Source organism: Spirillospora sp. NPDC048824, from assembly GCF_043198455.1.
In the GTDB taxonomy this organism is placed as follows: domain Bacteria; phylum Actinomycetota; class Actinomycetes; order Streptosporangiales; family Streptosporangiaceae; genus Spirillospora.
The window spans coordinates 86,906-104,145 of sequence record NZ_JBICUS010000016.1 but is presented as its reverse complement, the minus strand read 5'-3'; the positions used below and the strand labels follow the sequence as shown (position 1 = coordinate 104,145).

Sequence of the window (17,240 nt, the reverse complement as noted above, 5' to 3'; positions counted from 1 at the left end):
TTCCCCTGTATGGAAGGAGCACGACCCTGCTGACCGTGGATTTCCAGCGGTTCCGCGTCACCCCCGGAGACCGCGTCCTCGACATGGGATGCGGCGCCGGACGGCACGCTTTCGAGCTGTACCGCCGGGGTGCGCACGTCATCGCCTTCGACCAGGACGCCGAGGAGCTGTCCGCCGTCGAGAAGATGTTCGGGGCGATGAGCCTCGAAGGCGACGTGCCCGAGGACGCGACCGCAGAGACCGTGCAGGGTGACGCGCTCGACCTGCCGTTCCCCGACGACCACTTCGACGCGATCATCGCGTCGGAGGTGCTGGAGCACATCCCCGACGACATGCGGGCGATGCGCGAGCTGCTGCGCGTCCTGAAGCCGGGCGGCAGGCTCGCGGTGACGGTGCCGAGCTGGCTGCCCGAGCGGGTGTGCTGGGCGCTGTCGGAGGACTACCACACCGCGCCCGGCGGGCACGTGCGGATCTACACCCGCGCCGAGCTGGAGGCCAAGCTGAAGTCCGTCGGCTTCCGGGTCGGCGGCCACCACCATGCGCACGGGCTGCACGCCCCGTACTGGTGGATCAAGTGCGCGGTCGGGGTGAACAACGACGGCAACCCGCTCGCCAAGGCCTACCACCAGATCCTCGTCTGGGACATCATGAAGCGCCCCCTCGCCACCCGGCTGGCCGAGCGCGCACTGAACCCGGTGATCGGCAAGAGCGTCGTCGTCTACTTCGCCAAGCCCGCGGCGCCGGGCACGCCTGCGGCTCCGGCCAAGGAGACCGCGGATGCGGTCTGAGACCGGCCCGCCTTCCGTGAGCGGGGTCCTGTCGACGGACGACGTCGTCGCGACGGCCCAGAGCATCGCCGCGCAGCAGGAGGAGTCCGGCGCGATCCCCTGGTTCTCCCCCACCGGCGGCGTCCCGGGGCACGTGGACGCCTGGAACCACATCGAGGCCGCGATGGCGCTGTCGGCGGCCGGGCTGGGCGCGGAGGCCAGGCGGGCGTACGAGTGGCTGCGGAGCGTCCAGCGGCCGGACGGGTCGTGGCCCGCGAAGTGGGTGCTGGGCGAGGTCACCGAGCCGGGCGGCGAGTCCAACCACGCCGCCTACTTCGCGGTGGGCGTCTGGCACGAGCTGCTGATGACCGGGGACGAGGAGTTCGCGCGGCGGATGTGGCCCGCGGTCCGGCGGGCGATCGAGTTCGCCCTCGGCCTGCAGACCCGGCGCGGGGAGATCATCTGGATCCGGCACGAGAACGGCGAGGCGTCCGACCACGCGCTGCTGACCGGCTGCTCGTCGATCCACCAGTCGCTGCGGTGCGCGGTCGCGCTGGCCGAGCATCTCGGCGAGCACCAGCCGGAGTGGGAGCTGGCCGCCGACCAGCTCGGGCACGTCGTCGCCGCGCATCCGGAGGCGTTCGCCGACAAGAGCCGCTGGTCGATGGACTGGTACTACCCGGTGCTCGGCGGCCCCGTCCGCGGTGAGGACGCGGCACGGCGGTTCGACGAGGGCTGGGACACGTTCGTCGTGCCGGGCCTCGGCTGCCGCTGCGTGTCCGACCAGCCGTGGGTGACGGCGGCCGAGAGCTGCGAACTGGTGCTGGCGCTGGACGCCGCCGGCGAACGCGACCGGGCGCTGGAGCTGTTCCGCACCATCCAGCATCTGCGGCACGAGGACGGCTCGTACTGGACGGGCTGGCAGTTCGAGAACCGGCGGCACTTCCCCGGGGACCGTTCCACCTACACGGCCGCGGCGGTCATCCTGGCGGCGGACGCGCTGGCGGACGCCTCCCCCGGCGCCCGGCTGTTCAAGGAGATCGCGGGACGGCCGCTGGGGCCGTCCGAGGCGTCCGACCCGCTCGCGTGCGGCTGCGCCCTGGTCTCGGTCGCCAACCCGATGCGAACGAACCTCTAGGACGGTCCGAGAGCCGCGAAGGGCCGCACCGGACTCCCGTGCGGCCCTTCGCCGTGGCCTTCGTCCAGCGTCAGGCGTCCGGGCGGCGGGGGTGGACCGGGTCGGTGTCGTTGACGCGTTCCAGGACGCGCAGCGAGCCTTCGGCGCGGCGTTCCTCGAACGCGCCGCTCTCCAGTGCCCGCAGGTACACGTGGTACGGCGGCTGTCCGCCGTCCTCGGGGTCGGGGAAGACATCGTGGATCACGAGGGCCCCGCCGACGGCGACGTGCGGGACCCAGCCCTCGTAGTCGCCCTGCGCGTGCTCCTCGGCGTGGCCGCCGTCGATGAACAGCAGCGCCAGCGGTGTCCGCCAGAAGGCCGACACGGTGCGGGACTGCCCGACGACGGCGACGACCTCGTCTTCGAGCCCGGCGGCCGCGATCGTCTTCCGGAAGGCGGGGAGCGTGTCCATCCGCCCTGTGCTCGGGTCGACGAGGGAGGGGTCGTGGTGCTCCCAGCCCGCCTGGTTCTCCTCCGAGCCGTGGTGGTGGTCGACGGTGACCAGGATCGTTCCCGCCGCCCGGGCCGCGGCCCCCAGGTAGACGGCGGACTTGCCGCAGTAGGTGCCGACTTCCAGCATCGGGCCGGCGCCGGCGAGGCGCGCCCCGTACTCCAGGGCCGTCTCGTACAGCGCGAGGCCCTCGCCGTCCGGCATGAAGCCCTTGGCGTAGCGCGCGGCCCGCAGCAGGTCGGCGGGGATTCCGGGGGTGGGCGTGCCGGTCGTCCCCGGGCCGGTGGACGCCTTGGTGTGGGTCATCGATTCCTCCCAGTCCGGCACCTTATCCGAGATCCGCTCAGTGGGACCCGCCCTTGCCGCCCCATATGGAACCTGTTCTACTTTCGGGGTCGGGAGACCACCCCGAATCACATTCGGTAAGTTGGCGGGCGAAGGTGGTACCGGCATGCTCACGGCGGGAACGGAGAAGGCGATGAGAGTACGAGTCGATCCTCTGGTGTGCGAGGCGAACGCCGTGTGCGTCGGGCTCGCACCCGAGGTCTTCGACCTGAACGAGGATGACGAACTGGAGATCCTGAAGCCGGACGTCCCGCCGGAGGAAGAGGACCGCGTCCGGCATGCGGTCCGCTCGTGCCCGAAGGCCGCGCTGACGCTGGAGGAGTAGGCCCCGGCGGCGCGGTGTGCCGCCCCGGGGCGCGTTCACGAGGGCGGCACGCGGTGCCGGGACGCACGCGTATCATCCTTGTCGTTCGGTCGGACTCCCTAGTCGATCATGGAGCGCGGGTGGTGCACGGTCTCCGGAGGCTCCTGGCCGCGAGCGTCCTCGTCGCACCGCTGGCCGCGCCGGCCTCCGCGCACGCCGCGGCGCCGTCGGTGCGCATCCGCGACATCCAGGGCGCCGCGCACATCTCGCCGCTGAACGGCTCCGCCGTCGCCCGGGTCCCCGGCGTCGTGACCGCGCTGACCGGCAACGGGTTCTGGATGCAGGACCCCCGCCCCGACAAGGATCACGCGACGTCCGAGGGCGTGTTCGTCTTCACCCGGACCCGGCCGGACGTGGCGGCGGGCGACTCCGTCCGGGTGGACGGCGAGGTCGCCGAGTTCCGTCCGGGCGGCGCCTCGTCCGGCGGGCTGACCCGCACGGAGATCGACGCCACCGCGACCACCGTCGAGGCGCACGGCACGGCGCCACCGCCACCGGTCGTCATCGGCCCGAAGGGCCGCAGGCCGCCCGGGCGGGTGATCGACCGCGGGTACGGCAACGTCGAGCGGGGCGGCGCGTTCGATCCCCGCCGCGACGGCATCGACTTCTACGAGTCCCTCGAAGGGATGCGGATCGAGATCCGCGACGCCGTCGCGGTGGGCCCGTCCCGCTACGGCGAGATCCCGGTGCTGCCCGCGAACGGCGCCGGCTCCGGGACGCGGACGCCGCGCGGCGGCATCCTGCTCCGCGACGGCGACGCCAACCCCGAGCGGATCATCCTGGACGACGCCCTGGCCCCGCTGCCCGGGATGAACGTCGGCGACCGGCTCCCCGGCGCGAACCGCGGCGTCCTCGACTACGAGTACGGCGACTACCACCTGCTGCTCACCACGACCCCGCGCCGCGCGTCCGGCGGGCTGCCCCGCGAGGTCACCCGCCCGCAGAAGCCCGGCGAACTCGCCGTCGCCACCGCCGGGCTGGACGGGCTGAACCCGGACGCGCCGCCCGCGCGGTTCGCCGGGCTCGCCGGCGACATCGTGACCGGGCTGCGCTCCCCCGACCTCATCGCGGTCAGCGGCCTCGGCGACAACAGCGGACCCGACGACGACGGCACCGTCGCCGCCGACCAGACCGTCGCCCAGCTGATCACGGCGATCAGCGCGGCGGGCGGCCCCGCCTACGACTGGCGGTCGGTCGCCCCGCGCGACAACGCCGACGGCGGCGAGGAGGGCGACAACCTGCGGGGCGGGTTCCTGTTCCGCACCGACCGCGGCCTCGCGTTCGTCGACCGCCCCTCCCTCACCGAGCCGCTCCCGGACGAGCCGCCCGAGGGCCCCGACCCGGCCGTGACGCCGGTCCGCGCCGTCCGGCACGGCGGGGCGGCCGGGCTGTCGCTCAGCCCCGGCCGCATCGCGCCGGGCGACGCCGCGTGGGCGGGCACCCGCAAGCCCCTCGCCGGGGAGGTCACCTGGCAAGGCCGCCGCATCATCGTCATCGCCAACCAGTGGTTCCCCCGCACGACCGACGACCAGCCGCTGTTCGGCCGGCACCAGCCGCCGGCCCGCCCCACCGAGTGGCGGCGTGCAGCGCAGGCGCGCATGGTGGCGGGGTTCGTGCATTCGGTCCGGAAGGTGGACACGGACGCACGGGTGATCGTCGCGGGTGAGCTCAACGACGGTGAGACCTCCTCCCCCGTCCGCACCCTCGTCCAGGGCACCGGGCTCACCGACCTGCCGGCGCGGCTGCCCCCGGGCGACCGCTACACGGCGGTCACCGGCGGCAACTCCGAGGTCCTCGACCACATCCTGCTCAGCCCGTCCCTGCGCAAGGACCGGCACGAGTTCGACGTGGTGCACCGCAACGCCGAGTTCGCCGGCCCGGACGACCGCGACCCCACCGTCGTCCGTATCAAGGTGTCGGGCGAATAGCCGCGGCCGCGATCGCGGCATTTCCGGAGAGTGAACACCCACGTTCACACGGTTACGGCAGTCCAATTTGGGATGTGCCAAAAAGATCGTCTGGGACCGGCCCTGAATGCCGCCGGTGTTTTCTCCCGGACCCCCGGGGCAGCGAGTGATCGTCAGACCCCCACCGGGAGGAGACGCCTTACATGGCGACCCGATACCGGCCGCACATCAGCCTGGTCGGCCTCATCTACATCATCATCGGCGTGTTCATCGCCTGGGACCGCGGTTACATCGACGAAAGCCTGATCCGCCGCGTGGGCAGCGCGCTGCTGGCCATATTCCTCTGGGTCCTGATCCTGCTCGGCGTGGACCTCCACATCGACGCCTGAGCCGCGAGCCAGGCACGGGCCGTCCCGAGTTCCCCGCCACGGGACGGCCCGTGTCCTGCACGACAGAGTCACCTCGCGCCGACGGTCATAGACCGCACAGTGCGGCGGACGGTACTTTCCGCGCATGACGAAAAAAGACTGCAGTTGCGGACACGGCGGCGGATGCTCATGCCCGAAGGGATGCTCCTGCGGCTGCAACGGCTGACCGCCCCCGCCGCTACCGCGGGACGCGGGCCTTCCAGAGAAGCGGGATCTCCGAGCGCGGGCCGTCCGTGACTCCTGTGGCCAGGACGGCGGGACCCATGGCGGTCAGGACGGTGAGCCGCTGGTCGCCCGCCCCGGACAGCCCGGGAACCGGGAGCCGCCGCCACGTGCCGCCGTCCGCGGACGCCAGGACCACCGCGTTCCGCGCCGAGGTGACCGCGGCCACGACGAAACCGTCCGGCGTCGACGTGATCGCGGTGGCGTTGAAGTCGCCGCCGAGCCCCCGCGCGCCCCAGGTCGTCCCGCCGTCGGCGGAGACCAGCGGGGCACCGTCCGCGCCGATCGCCACCAGGATGTTCCCGTGGGCGGCGACATCGGTGAGCGGCCCGGTGGCGAGACCGGCCGGAAGTTCGGCGGCCGTCCACGTCACGCCGTCCGCCGACGTCCAGACGGCCGGCGCCTCCCCCCGGGCACCGACCGCCACGTACTTCGCGGCCGCCGCCGCCACATCGGACGGGGCGCCGTCGAGGTCGGTCCGCTTCCACGTTTTGAGATCGGCCGTGCGCCACATCGCACCCGCTCCGGCCGCGACGTAGCCGGCCGGCCCGGTCACGACGGCCACGGGCGGAGGTCCGGCGGGGAACGCGGCCTTCTGCCAGGACGCCCCATCCTGCGAGGTCATCACGAGCGGTGCGGGTTTCGCGCCGGACGTGCGGCCCACCGCGAGCCATCCCTTGCCGCCGTGGACGACGTCCGAAAGCCAACCGCCGGCGCCGGGGAACCGGGCACGCTGCCAGGTGCGGCCGTCCGGGGCCGTCCAGATCGCCGCGCCGCCATTGGTGCCGCCCACCGCGACGGAGCGGCCCGGAACCGCCGCGAGGGACCTGATGGCACGTTCCGGGCGGACGGCCCCCGGCACGGTCCGCAGATCCACGCCGTGCAGGTAGGCGTCGTCGCCCTGCCCCCCGGAGATCGCGATCGTGCCGCCCGAGGCGACCGTCAGCCCGCTGCTCCGCACGGGCGCGGCGACGGTGCCGCCCGGCTTCCAGGTAGCGCCGTCGGTGCTGCGCAGAATCCTGCGGGCGCCCTTCTCGCCCTGCACCAGCACCGCGAAACCGGCCCGCGTCCCACCGAACAGCTCGATGCCGTACCCCGGGAAGCGGCTCGCGACCCGCCACTTCAGGCCGTCCGCCGACGTGAGCAGAACCCCGGAGCGCGCCGTCTTGCGGCGCTTCTTCGGGCCGCTCGTGCGCTTGGCCTCGCGGACGGTCGCGAACCCGCCGGGGCCGGACGTGAGGCCCTTCGCGGGCCCGTAGGAGCCCTGCGCCTGGGGGATTCTCACGCCGGTCCACGTCCGGCCGCCGTCCGTCGAACGCCAGGTCCCGGGGGTGGGCACCGTGCGCGTGACCTTCTTCCCGCGCCGCTTCCGGGTGACCTTCCTCGGGTACGTCCCGTGGGCCACCAGGACCGTCCCGGAGGACGCAACGCGATCAAGGCCGCTGATCCCCTTGAGGCCCTCGACGCGCTGCCAGGCGCCGCCGTCCGCCGAGAGCCAGGCGACGGCCCGGCCGTCCGCGGCGCCGACGGCCACGAAGCCGTCGCCGGTGCGGGTCACGTCGTTCATGGTGTCGGACGACCGGAACGCGGCGCCGAGGGTGTGCCTGGTCCAGGTCTTGGCGTCCTGGCTCGTCCACGCCACCGTGCCGCCGTCGGACGACCGTCCGAGCGCCGCCCACAGGCCGTTGCCGCCGGAGACCATGCCCGGGTCGTCGCCGAACGGGAGTTCCGAGCCGTCCGGCGTGGCGATCCGCCCCAGCGACCAGGCGTGGCCTCCGTCGACGGAGAAGAGGAACCGGGTCCGTTCCCGTCCCGGGACTCCGTCGCTCTCGGTGCCCGCGGCGACCAGCGTCCCTCCGGCGGCGGCGACGGTGGCGAGGTCCTGGACGAGCCCGTCGGTCGTGGCGGCCGGGTCGGGCGCGAAGAGTGCGTCCGCCGCCACCGGACCCGGGATGCCCGGCTCGTCCGAGCCGCTCTCCTCCTGGGACACCGTGAAGATCACGCCTCCGGCGACCAGGACGAGCCCGGTCACGACCGCGAGCCGCGAACGCAGCCGGCGCGCCGGGCGCGGGGGCGGCGCCTGCTTCCGTGCGGCCATGCCGGGCCCGGCGACCAGGACATCGTCGGGGTCGGGCGCGGCCTTCCGCGGCGCGGGCTTCTTCGGGGCGGCCTTCTCCGGTGCGGGCTTCGTGCTCTCGGTCTTCGCCGGGACCGGCCCGGCGGGCTCGGGCTCCGTCGTCGCGTCCGGACCGGTCTCCGGCGCCTCCGCCAGGCGGACCGCGTTGACGCCCGCCGCGTCGCCGACGGCCCGTTCGCGGGGCGGGGCACCATGGCCCCAGCTCAGCCCGGCGGCCCGCCACGCCTCGTACGCGCGCTGCCAGGGTGACAGCGCCGTCCGCATGCCGGCGAGGTCGCCGGCGACGCCGAAGGTCAGCCGTCGCCGGACCTGGCGGGAGCCGCCCGTTTCCTCCTCGGCCGTCCGCCGGGCCTCGTCCCGCTCCGGGGTCCTCGCCGTCACACGCGCTCCTTCACGGTCCTGTCGGACCACCATCGAATCGCGCCACGCGGGTGCCTGTACGGACATCCTGGTGACCGGCGGCCAATGGGGCCGCGGGAGCGTTCTATCACCTCAGGCCCGGCGTATTCGATCTTTCGCCTCGATCGTTCCCTTGTAGGCATAACCCCGGACATGCACGACCGGTGAACCGGCGGACGGAACGCCGTGGACCTCGGTGGAGACGCCCACACCGTCGGTCTCCACGCGAACACCCGGAGGCACGATGATCTCCACCGAGGACTTGTAGGCCAGGATCCGGAGCGTGGTGACGGGCCCGTCCAGCTCGGCGGCCCGCAGGTCGAGCAGGCTCGTCCCCTTGTAGACGACGGTGGTGAACCGCTCGGGCAGCCGCCAGCGGCCGGCGCGCGTGATCGAGCTCTTGTAGGCGACCTGGAACCGCCCGGCGGGTCCGGAGCCCTCCGCAACCGCCCGTCGCCCGTCACCGGGCAGGTCGGCGGCCACGGCCCCGAGGTCCTCATGGGTGACCGCGGCCAGGACCAGGTCGATGCGCTCGTCGAGTTCGGCCTCGCTCAGCCGCCCCTCGGCGAAGGAGGTGTGCAGCCGGACGAGCATCTCGTCGCGGTCACGGTCCGAGGCGCGCAGCGCGGGCGCGGTCTGGGGATGCTGCTCGACGCTCATCGCATGTCTCCTTCGGGACGGTCCGCCTCCGCAGACTCGTCCCTCCCCCTGGTGGAGGGTCAAGTCCAAGACACGATGTATCTTAACCTGCCGCCCCTCTGCTTTCGAGACATTGGCCGCATCCCGACGCGCGATCTTGCCTGCGGCCCCGCCGGACCTCCGTCCGCTAAATTCGGAGAAGCCGAGGTTAGGGGGATGATCCATGGGCGGGACACTCGGCCGCGCACATGGTCCGTACACGCTGTACGACCTGGACGCGCTGCCCGAGGAGGGCCGCCGCTACGAACTGGCGGACGGGTGGCTGAACGAACTGCCGGGCGACCTGTGGCACGACCACGCCGCCGAACGGCTCAAGGGCATCCTCAAGGACGCGGCCCGCCAAGCCGCCGCCGACGTCCACGTCGCGGGGGCCCCGCAGGACGTGACCACCCCCGCGGGCATCCGGAAGCCGGACGTCTTCGCCGTGACCCGCGACGTGGCCCGCGCCGCCCTGGAACGCCAGACCCGCACCTACTACGGCCCGGACCTCATCCTCGTCGCCGAGGTCGTCACGCCCCGCACCGTCAACGAGCAGACGGACCGCGTCCGCAAGGTGAGCGAGTACGCCCTGACCGGCATCCCCCACTACTGGCTGGTCGACCTGGAACCCCGCCCGACGATCACCATGCTGGAACTCAGGGACGACCACTACGAGGTGGCCGCCAAGGCCCGCTCCGGCGAAACGATCACGCTGGACCGCCCCTACCCGATCGTCTTCGACCCCGCCCGCCTCTCCGAAATGGACTGACCATTCATGATGGTGACCATGACCAGCGGTGCGGCGATTGAGAGCGCCCGCGTCGCCGCGGGCCTCAGCCAGCGCGCCCTCGCGGACACGACCGGAATCTCGCAGTCCACCCTGTCGCGGATCATCTCCGGGGACCGTGCGCCGAAGATGCCGGAGGTGGTGGCGATCGCGTGGGCGACAGGGCACACGGTCGCCCAACTCACGGGGGTGGGGACGGCGGCCGACCGAGCGCAGTGTGCGGCACGGGCTGCCAACGCTTCCGATATGGACCGGATGCGCGAAGCCCTCCTGGACTTCCTGGAACTGGACGACTTCCTGCACGACCAGGCCGTCCCCGCCACGATCTGACGGACGGACAGAGGGACTCGTTCACGAAGAACCTTCTCCGATTTGGCAGAGCTGCCCGCCATGATCAGCACACGAGCGCAGTCCTCCGTCTGGATCACACGGTGAATTACGGCAATTCACGTGGATCACAACTACACCCGCCCTGCACGCTCGGTACCGGCTGAAGTGGCGGTTTCGGGCACGGACCGAACGCGACACTGATCAAGGGGAGTTCAGGTGATTGACGTGCGGCCCAGCCAGCAGATGCGAGACCTCGGTGTCGTCCAGCACGGCGCCGGCATCCTCGCCGAACCGGTCCGCGCCTTCGACCTGCCCGCCGAGCGCGACGAGGCCGAGCGCGTCACGGACGAACTGTTCGCCGCCATGGAGCGGATCGAACAAGTCCACCCCTTCGCCAAGGGCATGGGTATCGCGGCCCCGCAGATCGGCATCGGACGTGCCGTGGCCGTCGTCCAGCCGCCCGGCGACGCCCCGGCCATCATCCTGTTCAACCCGCGGATCACCGACCATTCCGAGGAGATAGACGAGCAGTACGAGGGCTGCCTGAGCTTCTTCGACGTCCGTGGTCTGGTTCCCCGCCCTTTGAAGATCACCGTCGAGGCCACGGCTCTGACCGGCGCAAGGGTGACCATCGAGTACACGCGCGGCCTCGCCCGCCTCATCCACCACGAGATCGACCATCTCGACGGCCTGCTGTACACCGCCCGGATGCGAACCGGAGTCGACCCGATCCCGGTGGAGGAGTACCGGCAGACCGGCCGAGCCTGGGTATACGAGGGTGCGTGATCGCCCTCCGTCCGCCTGGTGGAGGTCATCCTCGCGGTTGCCGCGCCCTGACGTCCGCCCCGCCCGCGGTCGCGGTCCGCAGGCGCGGGCGAACGACCGGCCAAGGCCGGCGCCTCGGTCAGAGGTCCAGGTCGCCCGCCTTGACCTTGACCAACAGGTCACCGAAGGCGGTGCGGTCCATGGCGAGGTGGCCGCCCTCCGGGTTCTTGCTGTCCCGGACACCGACGGCGGCCGCCAGCTGCGCGACCTCGACGCACTCCTGGTCGGAGTTGCTGCGAGTGCTCTTGCGCCAGGCCATGCCCTGCGCGATCTCGACGCAATCCTGGTCGGAGTTGCTGCGGCTGCTCTTGCGCCAGGCCGCAGCCGTGAAGCCGGCATTCATCGTCCGTCCATCTCCCTTGCTACTCGCAGGAACAGCGCCGAACTCTCGTCCTCCGGGAGAGCGTCGTTCCATATGACCGCGAACGCGTCGGCGTAGCGGTCGATCTCGTGGGGTTTGTCAAGATACAGAGCCCCGGTGAAGCCTTGCACGTACACCGTGGGCGGCTCGTGGCTGCGGCCGTCTCCAGTGGTCAGGAACCGCATCAGGATGAACGGTCCGGTGTCGAGCCCCCGATGGGCGCCGGCCGAGCTCGGGCGAGTAATGCTCAAAGGTCTGTGCCGCTTCCTAAAGGCCGATGTAGAGGTCGAAGCTGTCCGGGATCACGTCGCCGTAGGCGTTCCACCATCCCTTTTCCTTGGTCTCCCTGGCGAGGCCCATCAGGGCCGCCTTCAGGTCGCGGGGCGCTCCGTACACCCGACACATGAGCTCCACATCGTGGGACCGCAGCGACGTCTGCCCGGTCTCGATGCGCCACATCTTCGCCTCGGACCATTCGAGCGCATTCGCGGCTGCTTGTACCGTCATGCGCGCATCTGTCCGCAGTTGGCGCAGATGGCGGCCGAGTTGCCTTCGGGGGACGGTCGATCCGGTCGGGGGCGCCGGCATTTGACATCACCTCTATTCGGGGTCGTCTTTCACTCGAAATGAAAGCATCGGTCGGCATGATCTGCAACATGGGCCCTGACCTGCGAATTCTTCATTAGCAAATTCGCTTTAAGTCTTGCAGTTCGCGTCTTCATGGTGCTCTACTCGACCTCGCCGCAGAGGTGACTCGAAATATTCTCCCCCTCGAACAAGAAACTCGATCACCTCCGGCAGAGCAATTCATCCCAGACATGAAATATGTCCGAATACACAGGCGGAGGATGATCCTGAGAATCACGACCCCCACTCGCCGGATCCCTGGAGGGTGATCACGTGGGAGCGCACGAACGGCGTTCCGGGGGACGCGTCATCCCGCCGCCCCCTCCAGAGCCGCAGGCCGCGCGCCGTCCTGGTGCGCCGGTCCCGCAGAGGGAGCGGATCACCTTCCTGGTCCGGCTCAACGAGAGGTTCGTCCGGGTCGCGGGGTTGCTCACGGCCTTCACGTCGGTCGACGGTTATCCGGTCCTCAACGTCATCCCGCACAAGGTCCCCGGACGTGCGGCCACGGTCGGGTGCCTTTACCGCGACGGGCAGTGGTGGTTCTACGACGTCCGCACCAGCGCGCTGATCCGTCCCGCGAACGAATTGGACGCGGCGGCGTCCCAGATCAGGGTGGCCATCACACGGGCGGCACGGTGACCGAGCCGACACCCGCGGGCCCGCCGCGCAAGATCTTCGTCTGGGACGTCCGGGGCCGGGACGCCGGGTGGGCCGGAGTGACGGACGACCGGGACGCCGCGATGCGCAACGTCCACCAGGTGCTCCGCGACGGCGGTCCCGACGGCTGGGGGACGGTCCGCCGCGTCGCGCTCGACCCGCTCGGCCGCGTCCGCTACGTCCACCTCAGGACGGTCGCCGAGGCATGGCGGGACGAGGGAACCGGCGCCGTGGTGTGGTGGGACGCGTGAACGCCGCACAGTACCTCGCCGCCCTCGCCTCCGCACTCACCGCCACCGGCTGGTCGGCTCGTCTTGAGGACCCGGAAAAGCTGCGGATACTTCCGCCCGACCTGGCACGGCGCGGACAAAGCATCCAGGTCAAAGCCGGAGTCGGTGGCGTGCCGTGGTTCGTCACGTCGACCGGTGACCCGCTGCGGCCCTGCCATGACCTCACAGGCGCGGTGGCGGCCATCGGCGCGCAGCCCGTGCCGCACCACACGAGTCAGGCGTGGAGGCGACGTCGGAAACGGAACGGCCTGCCTCGGGGCTGCTTCCGTTGACTTCGGGATGCTTCGGGCGGGTCACCGGCAAGATCGTCTTGACCGTCTAGGCTCGATGAGTGCTGCTGCTGACGACGCTTGACGCCTGGCGGGCCCAGCCCGGCCCGCGGTTCGTTCTGTCCGAGGCCGGGGCGGTGTGGGCACCGGACGACGCCGCCGCGCTGGCCGTCGCCGACGACGTGTTCGGGGACGGGCAGGTCGTCGCCGTCACGCTGGATCCGGCGCCGGGTGCCGTGCCGGGACGCGGGGTGATCGACCGGACGACGGCGGTCCGCGTCCGGTACCTGCGGCGCGGCCCTGACGGGCGGCACGTCGCGATGCTCGATCGTCCCGCGACGGCGGAGGCCCTCGATCTGCTGCCGCACCCCGAGGGCGGCTGGTACCGGGAGACGTGGCGGTCGGACGTGGCGTTCACCCCGGGCGGCTATCCGGGCGAGCGGGCCAGCGCCACCGGCATCTACTTCCTGCTGCCGCCCGGCGAGGAGTCCATGTGGCATGTCGTCCGGTCGGCGGAGGTGTGGCTGTGGCATCGGGGAGGCCCGCTGGCGCTGTTCCTCGGCGGCGGCGGCGAGTGGCCGTCCGCGACCCCGGAAACGGTCACGCTGGGCGCGGACGTGGCGGGCGGGCAGGTCCCGCAGGCCGTCGTGCCGGCGGGCGTGTGGCAGGCCGCCCGCCCGTCCGGCGGCGAGGAGGTCCTGGTCAGCTGCGTGGTCTCCCCCGGCTTCGACTTCGCCGACTTCCGCGCCCTGCCCTGACCCCGCTCAGCGCACCGGCTTGCGGCGCGGGCGCACCGTCTGCTCGGCCCGGGACGGCGCCCGGGTCGCGTCGTGAAGGTGCGGTGCGCCGGCCCCGTGCGTGGCCTCACGGGGCCGGCGCACCGCAGGTCCATGGACTCAGTCGGACGAGAACGCCGAATCGAAGGACGACGCCGGGATCTCCATCGCGTTGAGGGCGCGGACGAACTCCAGCGCCTCGGGGGCGCCCTGCAGGCGGTCCATGCCGGCGTCCTCCCACTCGACCGAGATGGGGCCGGTGTAGCCGATCGAGTTGAGGGCGCGGAAGACGTCCTCCCAGGGGACGTCGCCGCGGCCGGTGGAGATGAAGTCCCAGCCGCGCCGCAGGTCCGCCCACGGCAGGTGGGACGAGAGGCGTCCGCGGCGGCCGTCGCCGGTGCGGACCTTGGTGTCCTTGCAGTCGACGTGGTAGATCCGGTCGCGGAAGTCGAACAGGAAGCCGACCGGGTCGAGTTCCTGCCAGACGAAGTGGGACGGGTCGAAGTTGAGGCCGAACGCGGGACGGTGCCCGATCGCCTCCAGCGTCCGCACGGTCGTCCAGTAGTCGTAGGCGATCTCGCTCGGGTGGACCTCGTGCGCGAACCGGACGCCGACCTCGTCGAACACGTCCAGGATGGGGTTCCAGCGGTCGGCGAAGTCGGCGTAGCCGCGTTCGACCATCGCCTCGGGGGTCGGCGGGAACATCGCGACCGTGTGCCAGATCGAGGAGCCGGTGAAGCCGATGACGGTGTCGACGCCGAGCTTCGCGGCGGCGCGGGCGGTGTCCTCGATCTCGGCGGCGGCGCGCCGGCGGATCCCCTCGGCCTCGCCGTCGCCCCAGATCCGCTCCGGCAGGATCGCCTGGTGGCGCTCGTCCGGGTTGTCGCAGACGGCCTGGCCGACGAGGTGGTTGGAGATCGCCCAGACCTTCAGGTCGTGCTTGGCGAGCGTCTCCAGTCTGCGCGGGATGTAGGTGTCGTCGGCGAGGGCCTTGTCCACCTCGAAATGGTCGCCCCAGCAGGCGATCTCCAGTCCCTCGTAGCCCCAGCCGGACGCGAGCCGGCAGACCTCCTCGAACGGCAGGTCTGCCCACTGGCCGGTGAACAGGGTGATCGGTCGTGCCATGTCAGTCGCTCCCTTCGATGTCGACCCAGCGCCGGGACGCCGCACTGTCGGCGACGGCGGCGAGGACGCGCTGGATCCGGAGGCCGTCGGCGAACGAGGGGCTGGGGTCGGTGTCGTCCGCGATCGCCGTGAGCAGGTCGGCCATCTGGTGGGTGAAGGTGTGCTCGTAGCCGAGCACGTGGCCGGGCGGCCACCAGTTCCCGGTGTAGGGGTGGACGGGTTCGGTGACGACGATGCGCCGGAACCCCGCGGTCGCCCCGTCCTCCGTCCCGTCGTAGAACCACAGTTCGTTCAGCGACTCCAGGTCGAAGTACAGGGCGCCGGACGAGCCGCTGACCTCGATGCGCAGCGCGTTCTTGCGTCCGGTGGCGGCGCGGGTGGCCTCGAAGGAGGCGAGCGCTCCGCCGTCGGTGCGGCCGATGAACAGGGCGGCGTCGTCCACGGTGACCTGGGCGGTGCCGCCCCCGGGCGCGGGGCGTTCCGGGACGAAGGTCTCCAGCGTCGCCGACACCCCCGTCACCCTGTGCCCGGTGATGAACTGCGCGGTGTCGACGATGTGCGAGGCGATGTCGCCGAGCGCGCCCGACCCGGCCCTGTTCCGGTCCATCCGCCAGTTGAACGGGGCCTGCGGGTCGGTCAGCCAGTCCTGGAGGTACTGGGCCCGGATGTGCCGGACGGTCCCGATCCGCCCGTCGGCGACCAGCCGGCGGGCGAGGGTGACCGCGGGGACGCGCCGGTAGTTGAACCCGACCATCGACCGGATGCCGCGCTCGCGGGCCCGGTCCGCGGCGGCGGCCATCGCCTCGGCCTCCGCGACGGAGTTGGCGAGGGGCTTCTCGCACAGCACGTGCTTGCCCGCGTCGAGCGCGGCTACCGCGATCTCGGCGTGGCTGTCGCCCGGCGTGCAGATGTCGACGAGCTGGACGTCGTCGCGGCGGAGCAGCTCCTTCCAGTCGGTCTCCACCGACGCCCACCCGAGCGACGCGGCGGCCGCGCCGGCGCGCTCGGCGGAACGCCCGGCCAGCGCGGTCATGACCGGGGTCAGCGGCGGCCCGAAGAACGGCCCGACGCTGCGCCACGCCTGGGAGTGGGCGCGTCCCATGAACGCGTGCCCGACCATCCCGACTCCGACGGTCGTCATATCCTGCTCACCTCTCTGTCTGGCCGGCGCGTCCACCCCGGACGGGGCGGACGCGCCGGCGCCCCCGTCGCTCAGGACTCGAAGCCGAGCGGCATGTAGCGGTCGACGTTGTCCTTGGTGATCGTCTCGGACGCCAGTGTGATCGACTGCGGCACCTGCAGCTCGACCAGGTCGGCCATCCCCTTGCCCTGCGCGATCAACCGGCCCAGCTTGATCGCGGAGGCCGCCATCGTCGGCGAGTAGGTGACGGTCGCCTCCAGCACGCCGCCGGCCTTGATCTCCCGCATCGCGTTGGCGGACCCGGCGCCGCCGACCATGAAGAACTCCTTGCGGCCGGACTGCTTGATCGCGGCGAGCACGCCGACGCCCTGGTCGTCGTCGTGGTTCCAGACGGCGTCGATCTTGCTGTGCGCCTGGAGGAGGTTGGAGGCGACCTGGTTGCCGGACTCGACGGTGAACTTCGCGTCCTGCTTGGCGGTGACGGAGAAGCCGTAGGACTTCAGCGCGTCCGCGAAGCCCTTGCTGCGGTCCTGGGTCAGCGGCAGCGTCGCGATGCCCTGGATCTCCACGATGACCGGGTCGGCGACGCCCTTGTCCTTGAGCTTCTTGCCGATGTAGTTGCCGGCGGAGACGCCCATGCCGTAGTTGTCGCCGCCGACCCACGTCCGGTACGACAGGTTGTCGGGGAAGACGCGGTCGAGGTTGACGACCGGGATGCCGGCGTCCATCGCCTTGCGCCCGACCTGGTTGAGCTGCTCGCCGTCGTTGGGCAGGATCACCAGGACGTTGACCTTCGCCCTGATCAGCGACTCAACGGCGGAGATCTGCTGGTTGATGTCGTTGGTCGGCTCCACCGGCTTGAACGTCACGTCGGAGTACTTCTTGGCCTGCGCCTCGGCGTTCTTGGCGATCGCCGCGATCCAGCCGTGGTCCGCGGCGGGCGCGGAGAACCCGACGGTGACCTTCTTGCCCGGCTTGTCGTTGTCGCCGGCCAGCGTGCCGGCCTGCGGGGACGTGCCGGAGTCGCCGCTCTCGGAGTTGCCGGTGCAGGCCGCGGCCAGACCGCCGGCCGCGACGACGGCGCCGCCGAACAGGACGCCTCTGCGGGTGGGACGGGGGCCCTGCTGATGCGGGCGCTGTTCACGCATGTCGTGCTCCTGATTGAGGGGTGGGCTGG

General features: G+C 71.7%; 20 protein-coding genes. 11 read left to right on the top strand and 9 right to left on the bottom strand.

Going from position 1 to position 17,240, the window contains the following annotated elements; all coding sequences use genetic code 11:
• The first annotated feature begins 26 nt into the window (after nt 1-26).
• Nucleotides 27-788 carry a class I SAM-dependent methyltransferase gene (locus tag ACGFIS_RS28505; RefSeq protein WP_392901455.1) on the top strand — a complete coding sequence of 254 codons (762 nt, stop codon included), beginning with the start codon at nt 27-29 and terminating at the stop codon, nt 786-788.
• On the top strand, nt 778-1,905 hold the full coding sequence (locus ACGFIS_RS28500; RefSeq protein ID WP_392901270.1) for a prenyltransferase: 1,128 nt from the start codon (nt 778-780) through the stop codon (nt 1,903-1,905). Before ACGFIS_RS28505 ends, ACGFIS_RS28500 begins: the two co-directional genes overlap by 11 nt.
• A 70-nt stretch (nt 1,906-1,975) precedes the next feature.
• Here ACGFIS_RS28500 and ACGFIS_RS28495 read toward each other — a convergent pair whose 3' ends face one another.
• Nucleotides 1,976-2,701: a class I SAM-dependent methyltransferase gene (locus ACGFIS_RS28495; protein WP_392901268.1), complete on the bottom strand. Its 726-nt coding sequence runs from the start codon at nt 2,699-2,701 to the stop codon at nt 1,976-1,978.
• Between the two features lie 172 nt (nt 2,702-2,873).
• Here ACGFIS_RS28495 and ACGFIS_RS28490 point away from each other — a divergent pair, with 172 nt between their 5' ends.
• The 3 genes from ACGFIS_RS28490 (at nt 2,874) to ACGFIS_RS28480 (ending at nt 5,400) form a co-directional block, all read left to right on the top strand.
• The gene (locus tag ACGFIS_RS28490; RefSeq protein ID WP_392901266.1) at nt 2,874-3,065 is read left to right on the top strand and encodes a ferredoxin; all 192 of its coding nucleotides are present in this window, start codon (nt 2,874-2,876) and stop codon (nt 3,063-3,065) included.
• A gap of 119 nt (nt 3,066-3,184) precedes the next feature.
• Nucleotides 3,185-5,032 carry an endonuclease/exonuclease/phosphatase gene (locus ACGFIS_RS28485; RefSeq protein ID WP_392901264.1) on the top strand — a complete coding sequence of 616 codons (1,848 nt, stop codon included), beginning with the start codon at nt 3,185-3,187 and terminating at the stop codon, nt 5,030-5,032.
• 182 nt (nt 5,033-5,214) lie between these two features.
• Nucleotides 5,215-5,400: a hypothetical protein gene (locus ACGFIS_RS28480; protein ID WP_358454906.1), complete on the top strand. Its 186-nt coding sequence runs from the start codon at nt 5,215-5,217 to the stop codon at nt 5,398-5,400.
• A gap of 217 nt (nt 5,401-5,617) precedes the next feature.
• Here the strand turns inward: ACGFIS_RS28480 and ACGFIS_RS28475 are convergent, their stop codons facing one another.
• Both ACGFIS_RS28475 and ACGFIS_RS28470 read right to left on the bottom strand, forming a co-directional pair.
• On the bottom strand, nt 5,618-8,179 hold the full coding sequence (locus ACGFIS_RS28475; protein WP_392973161.1) for a hypothetical protein: 2,562 nt from the start codon (nt 8,177-8,179) through the stop codon (nt 5,618-5,620).
• 111 nt (nt 8,180-8,290) lie between these two features.
• Nucleotides 8,291-8,857 (bottom strand): DUF1707 domain-containing protein, encoded by a 567-nt coding sequence (locus tag ACGFIS_RS28470; protein ID WP_392901259.1) that lies wholly within the window; start codon nt 8,855-8,857, stop codon nt 8,291-8,293.
• A gap of 202 nt (nt 8,858-9,059) precedes the next feature.
• Here ACGFIS_RS28470 and ACGFIS_RS28465 point away from each other — a divergent pair, with 202 nt between their 5' ends.
• The 3 genes from ACGFIS_RS28465 (at nt 9,060) to ACGFIS_RS28455 (ending at nt 10,778) form a co-directional block, all read left to right on the top strand.
• Entirely contained in the window at nt 9,060-9,644 is a 585-nt protein-coding gene (locus ACGFIS_RS28465; RefSeq protein ID WP_392901257.1) for a Uma2 family endonuclease, read from the top strand.
• Between the two features lie 18 nt (nt 9,645-9,662).
• A complete protein-coding gene (locus ACGFIS_RS28460; protein WP_392901255.1) occupies nt 9,663-9,992 on the top strand; it encodes a helix-turn-helix domain-containing protein in 330 nt (109 codons plus the stop codon).
• 216 nt (nt 9,993-10,208) lie between these two features.
• Nucleotides 10,209-10,778, top strand: coding sequence for a peptide deformylase (locus tag ACGFIS_RS28455; protein WP_392901253.1), 570 nt, complete (start codon nt 10,209-10,211; stop codon nt 10,776-10,778).
• Nucleotides 10,779-10,896: 118 nt separating this feature from the next.
• Here the strand turns inward: ACGFIS_RS28455 and ACGFIS_RS28450 are convergent, their stop codons facing one another.
• The 3 genes from ACGFIS_RS28450 to ACGFIS_RS28440 all read right to left on the bottom strand — a co-directional run bounded on the left by ACGFIS_RS28450 (nt 10,897) and on the right by ACGFIS_RS28440 (nt 11,685).
• Nucleotides 10,897-11,160, bottom strand: a complete 264-nt coding sequence (locus ACGFIS_RS28450) for a DUF397 domain-containing protein (protein WP_392901251.1) — start codon at nt 11,158-11,160, stop codon at nt 10,897-10,899.
• The gene (locus ACGFIS_RS28445; protein ID WP_392901249.1) at nt 11,157-11,363 is read right to left on the bottom strand and encodes a Scr1 family TA system antitoxin-like transcriptional regulator; all 207 of its coding nucleotides are present in this window, start codon (nt 11,361-11,363) and stop codon (nt 11,157-11,159) included. Before ACGFIS_RS28445 ends, ACGFIS_RS28450 begins: the two co-directional genes overlap by 4 nt.
• An 82-nt stretch (nt 11,364-11,445) precedes the next feature.
• Nucleotides 11,446-11,685 (bottom strand): helix-turn-helix domain-containing protein, encoded by a 240-nt coding sequence (locus ACGFIS_RS28440; protein WP_392901247.1) that lies wholly within the window; start codon nt 11,683-11,685, stop codon nt 11,446-11,448.
• 393 nt (nt 11,686-12,078) lie between these two features.
• Between ACGFIS_RS28440 and ACGFIS_RS28435 the strand changes: the two genes are divergently transcribed.
• From ACGFIS_RS28435 to ACGFIS_RS28425, 3 genes are all read left to right on the top strand, one after another.
• Entirely contained in the window at nt 12,079-12,444 is a 366-nt protein-coding gene (locus ACGFIS_RS28435) for a hypothetical protein (protein ID WP_392901246.1), read from the top strand.
• Nucleotides 12,441-12,713 (top strand): hypothetical protein, encoded by a 273-nt coding sequence (locus ACGFIS_RS28430; protein ID WP_392901244.1) that lies wholly within the window; start codon nt 12,441-12,443, stop codon nt 12,711-12,713. Before ACGFIS_RS28435 ends, ACGFIS_RS28430 begins: the two co-directional genes overlap by 4 nt.
• Before the next feature lie 370 nt (nt 12,714-13,083).
• The gene (locus ACGFIS_RS28425; protein WP_392901240.1) at nt 13,084-13,779 is read left to right on the top strand and encodes a cupin domain-containing protein; all 696 of its coding nucleotides are present in this window, start codon (nt 13,084-13,086) and stop codon (nt 13,777-13,779) included.
• Between the two features lie 138 nt (nt 13,780-13,917).
• Here ACGFIS_RS28425 and ACGFIS_RS28420 read toward each other — a convergent pair whose 3' ends face one another.
• The 3 genes from ACGFIS_RS28420 to ACGFIS_RS28410 all read right to left on the bottom strand — a co-directional run bounded on the left by ACGFIS_RS28420 (nt 13,918) and on the right by ACGFIS_RS28410 (nt 17,211).
• Nucleotides 13,918-14,922: a sugar phosphate isomerase/epimerase family protein gene (locus ACGFIS_RS28420; RefSeq protein WP_392901238.1), complete on the bottom strand. Its 1,005-nt coding sequence runs from the start codon at nt 14,920-14,922 to the stop codon at nt 13,918-13,920.
• A 1-nt stretch (nt 14,923) separates the two neighbouring features.
• Nucleotides 14,924-16,063 (bottom strand): Gfo/Idh/MocA family protein, encoded by a 1,140-nt coding sequence (locus tag ACGFIS_RS28415; RefSeq protein WP_392901236.1) that lies wholly within the window; start codon nt 16,061-16,063, stop codon nt 14,924-14,926.
• Nucleotides 16,064-16,134: 71 nt separating this feature from the next.
• Nucleotides 16,135-17,211, bottom strand: coding sequence for an ABC transporter substrate-binding protein (locus ACGFIS_RS28410; protein ID WP_392901234.1), 1,077 nt, complete (start codon nt 17,209-17,211; stop codon nt 16,135-16,137).
• Between the last annotated feature and the right edge of the window lie 29 nt (nt 17,212-17,240).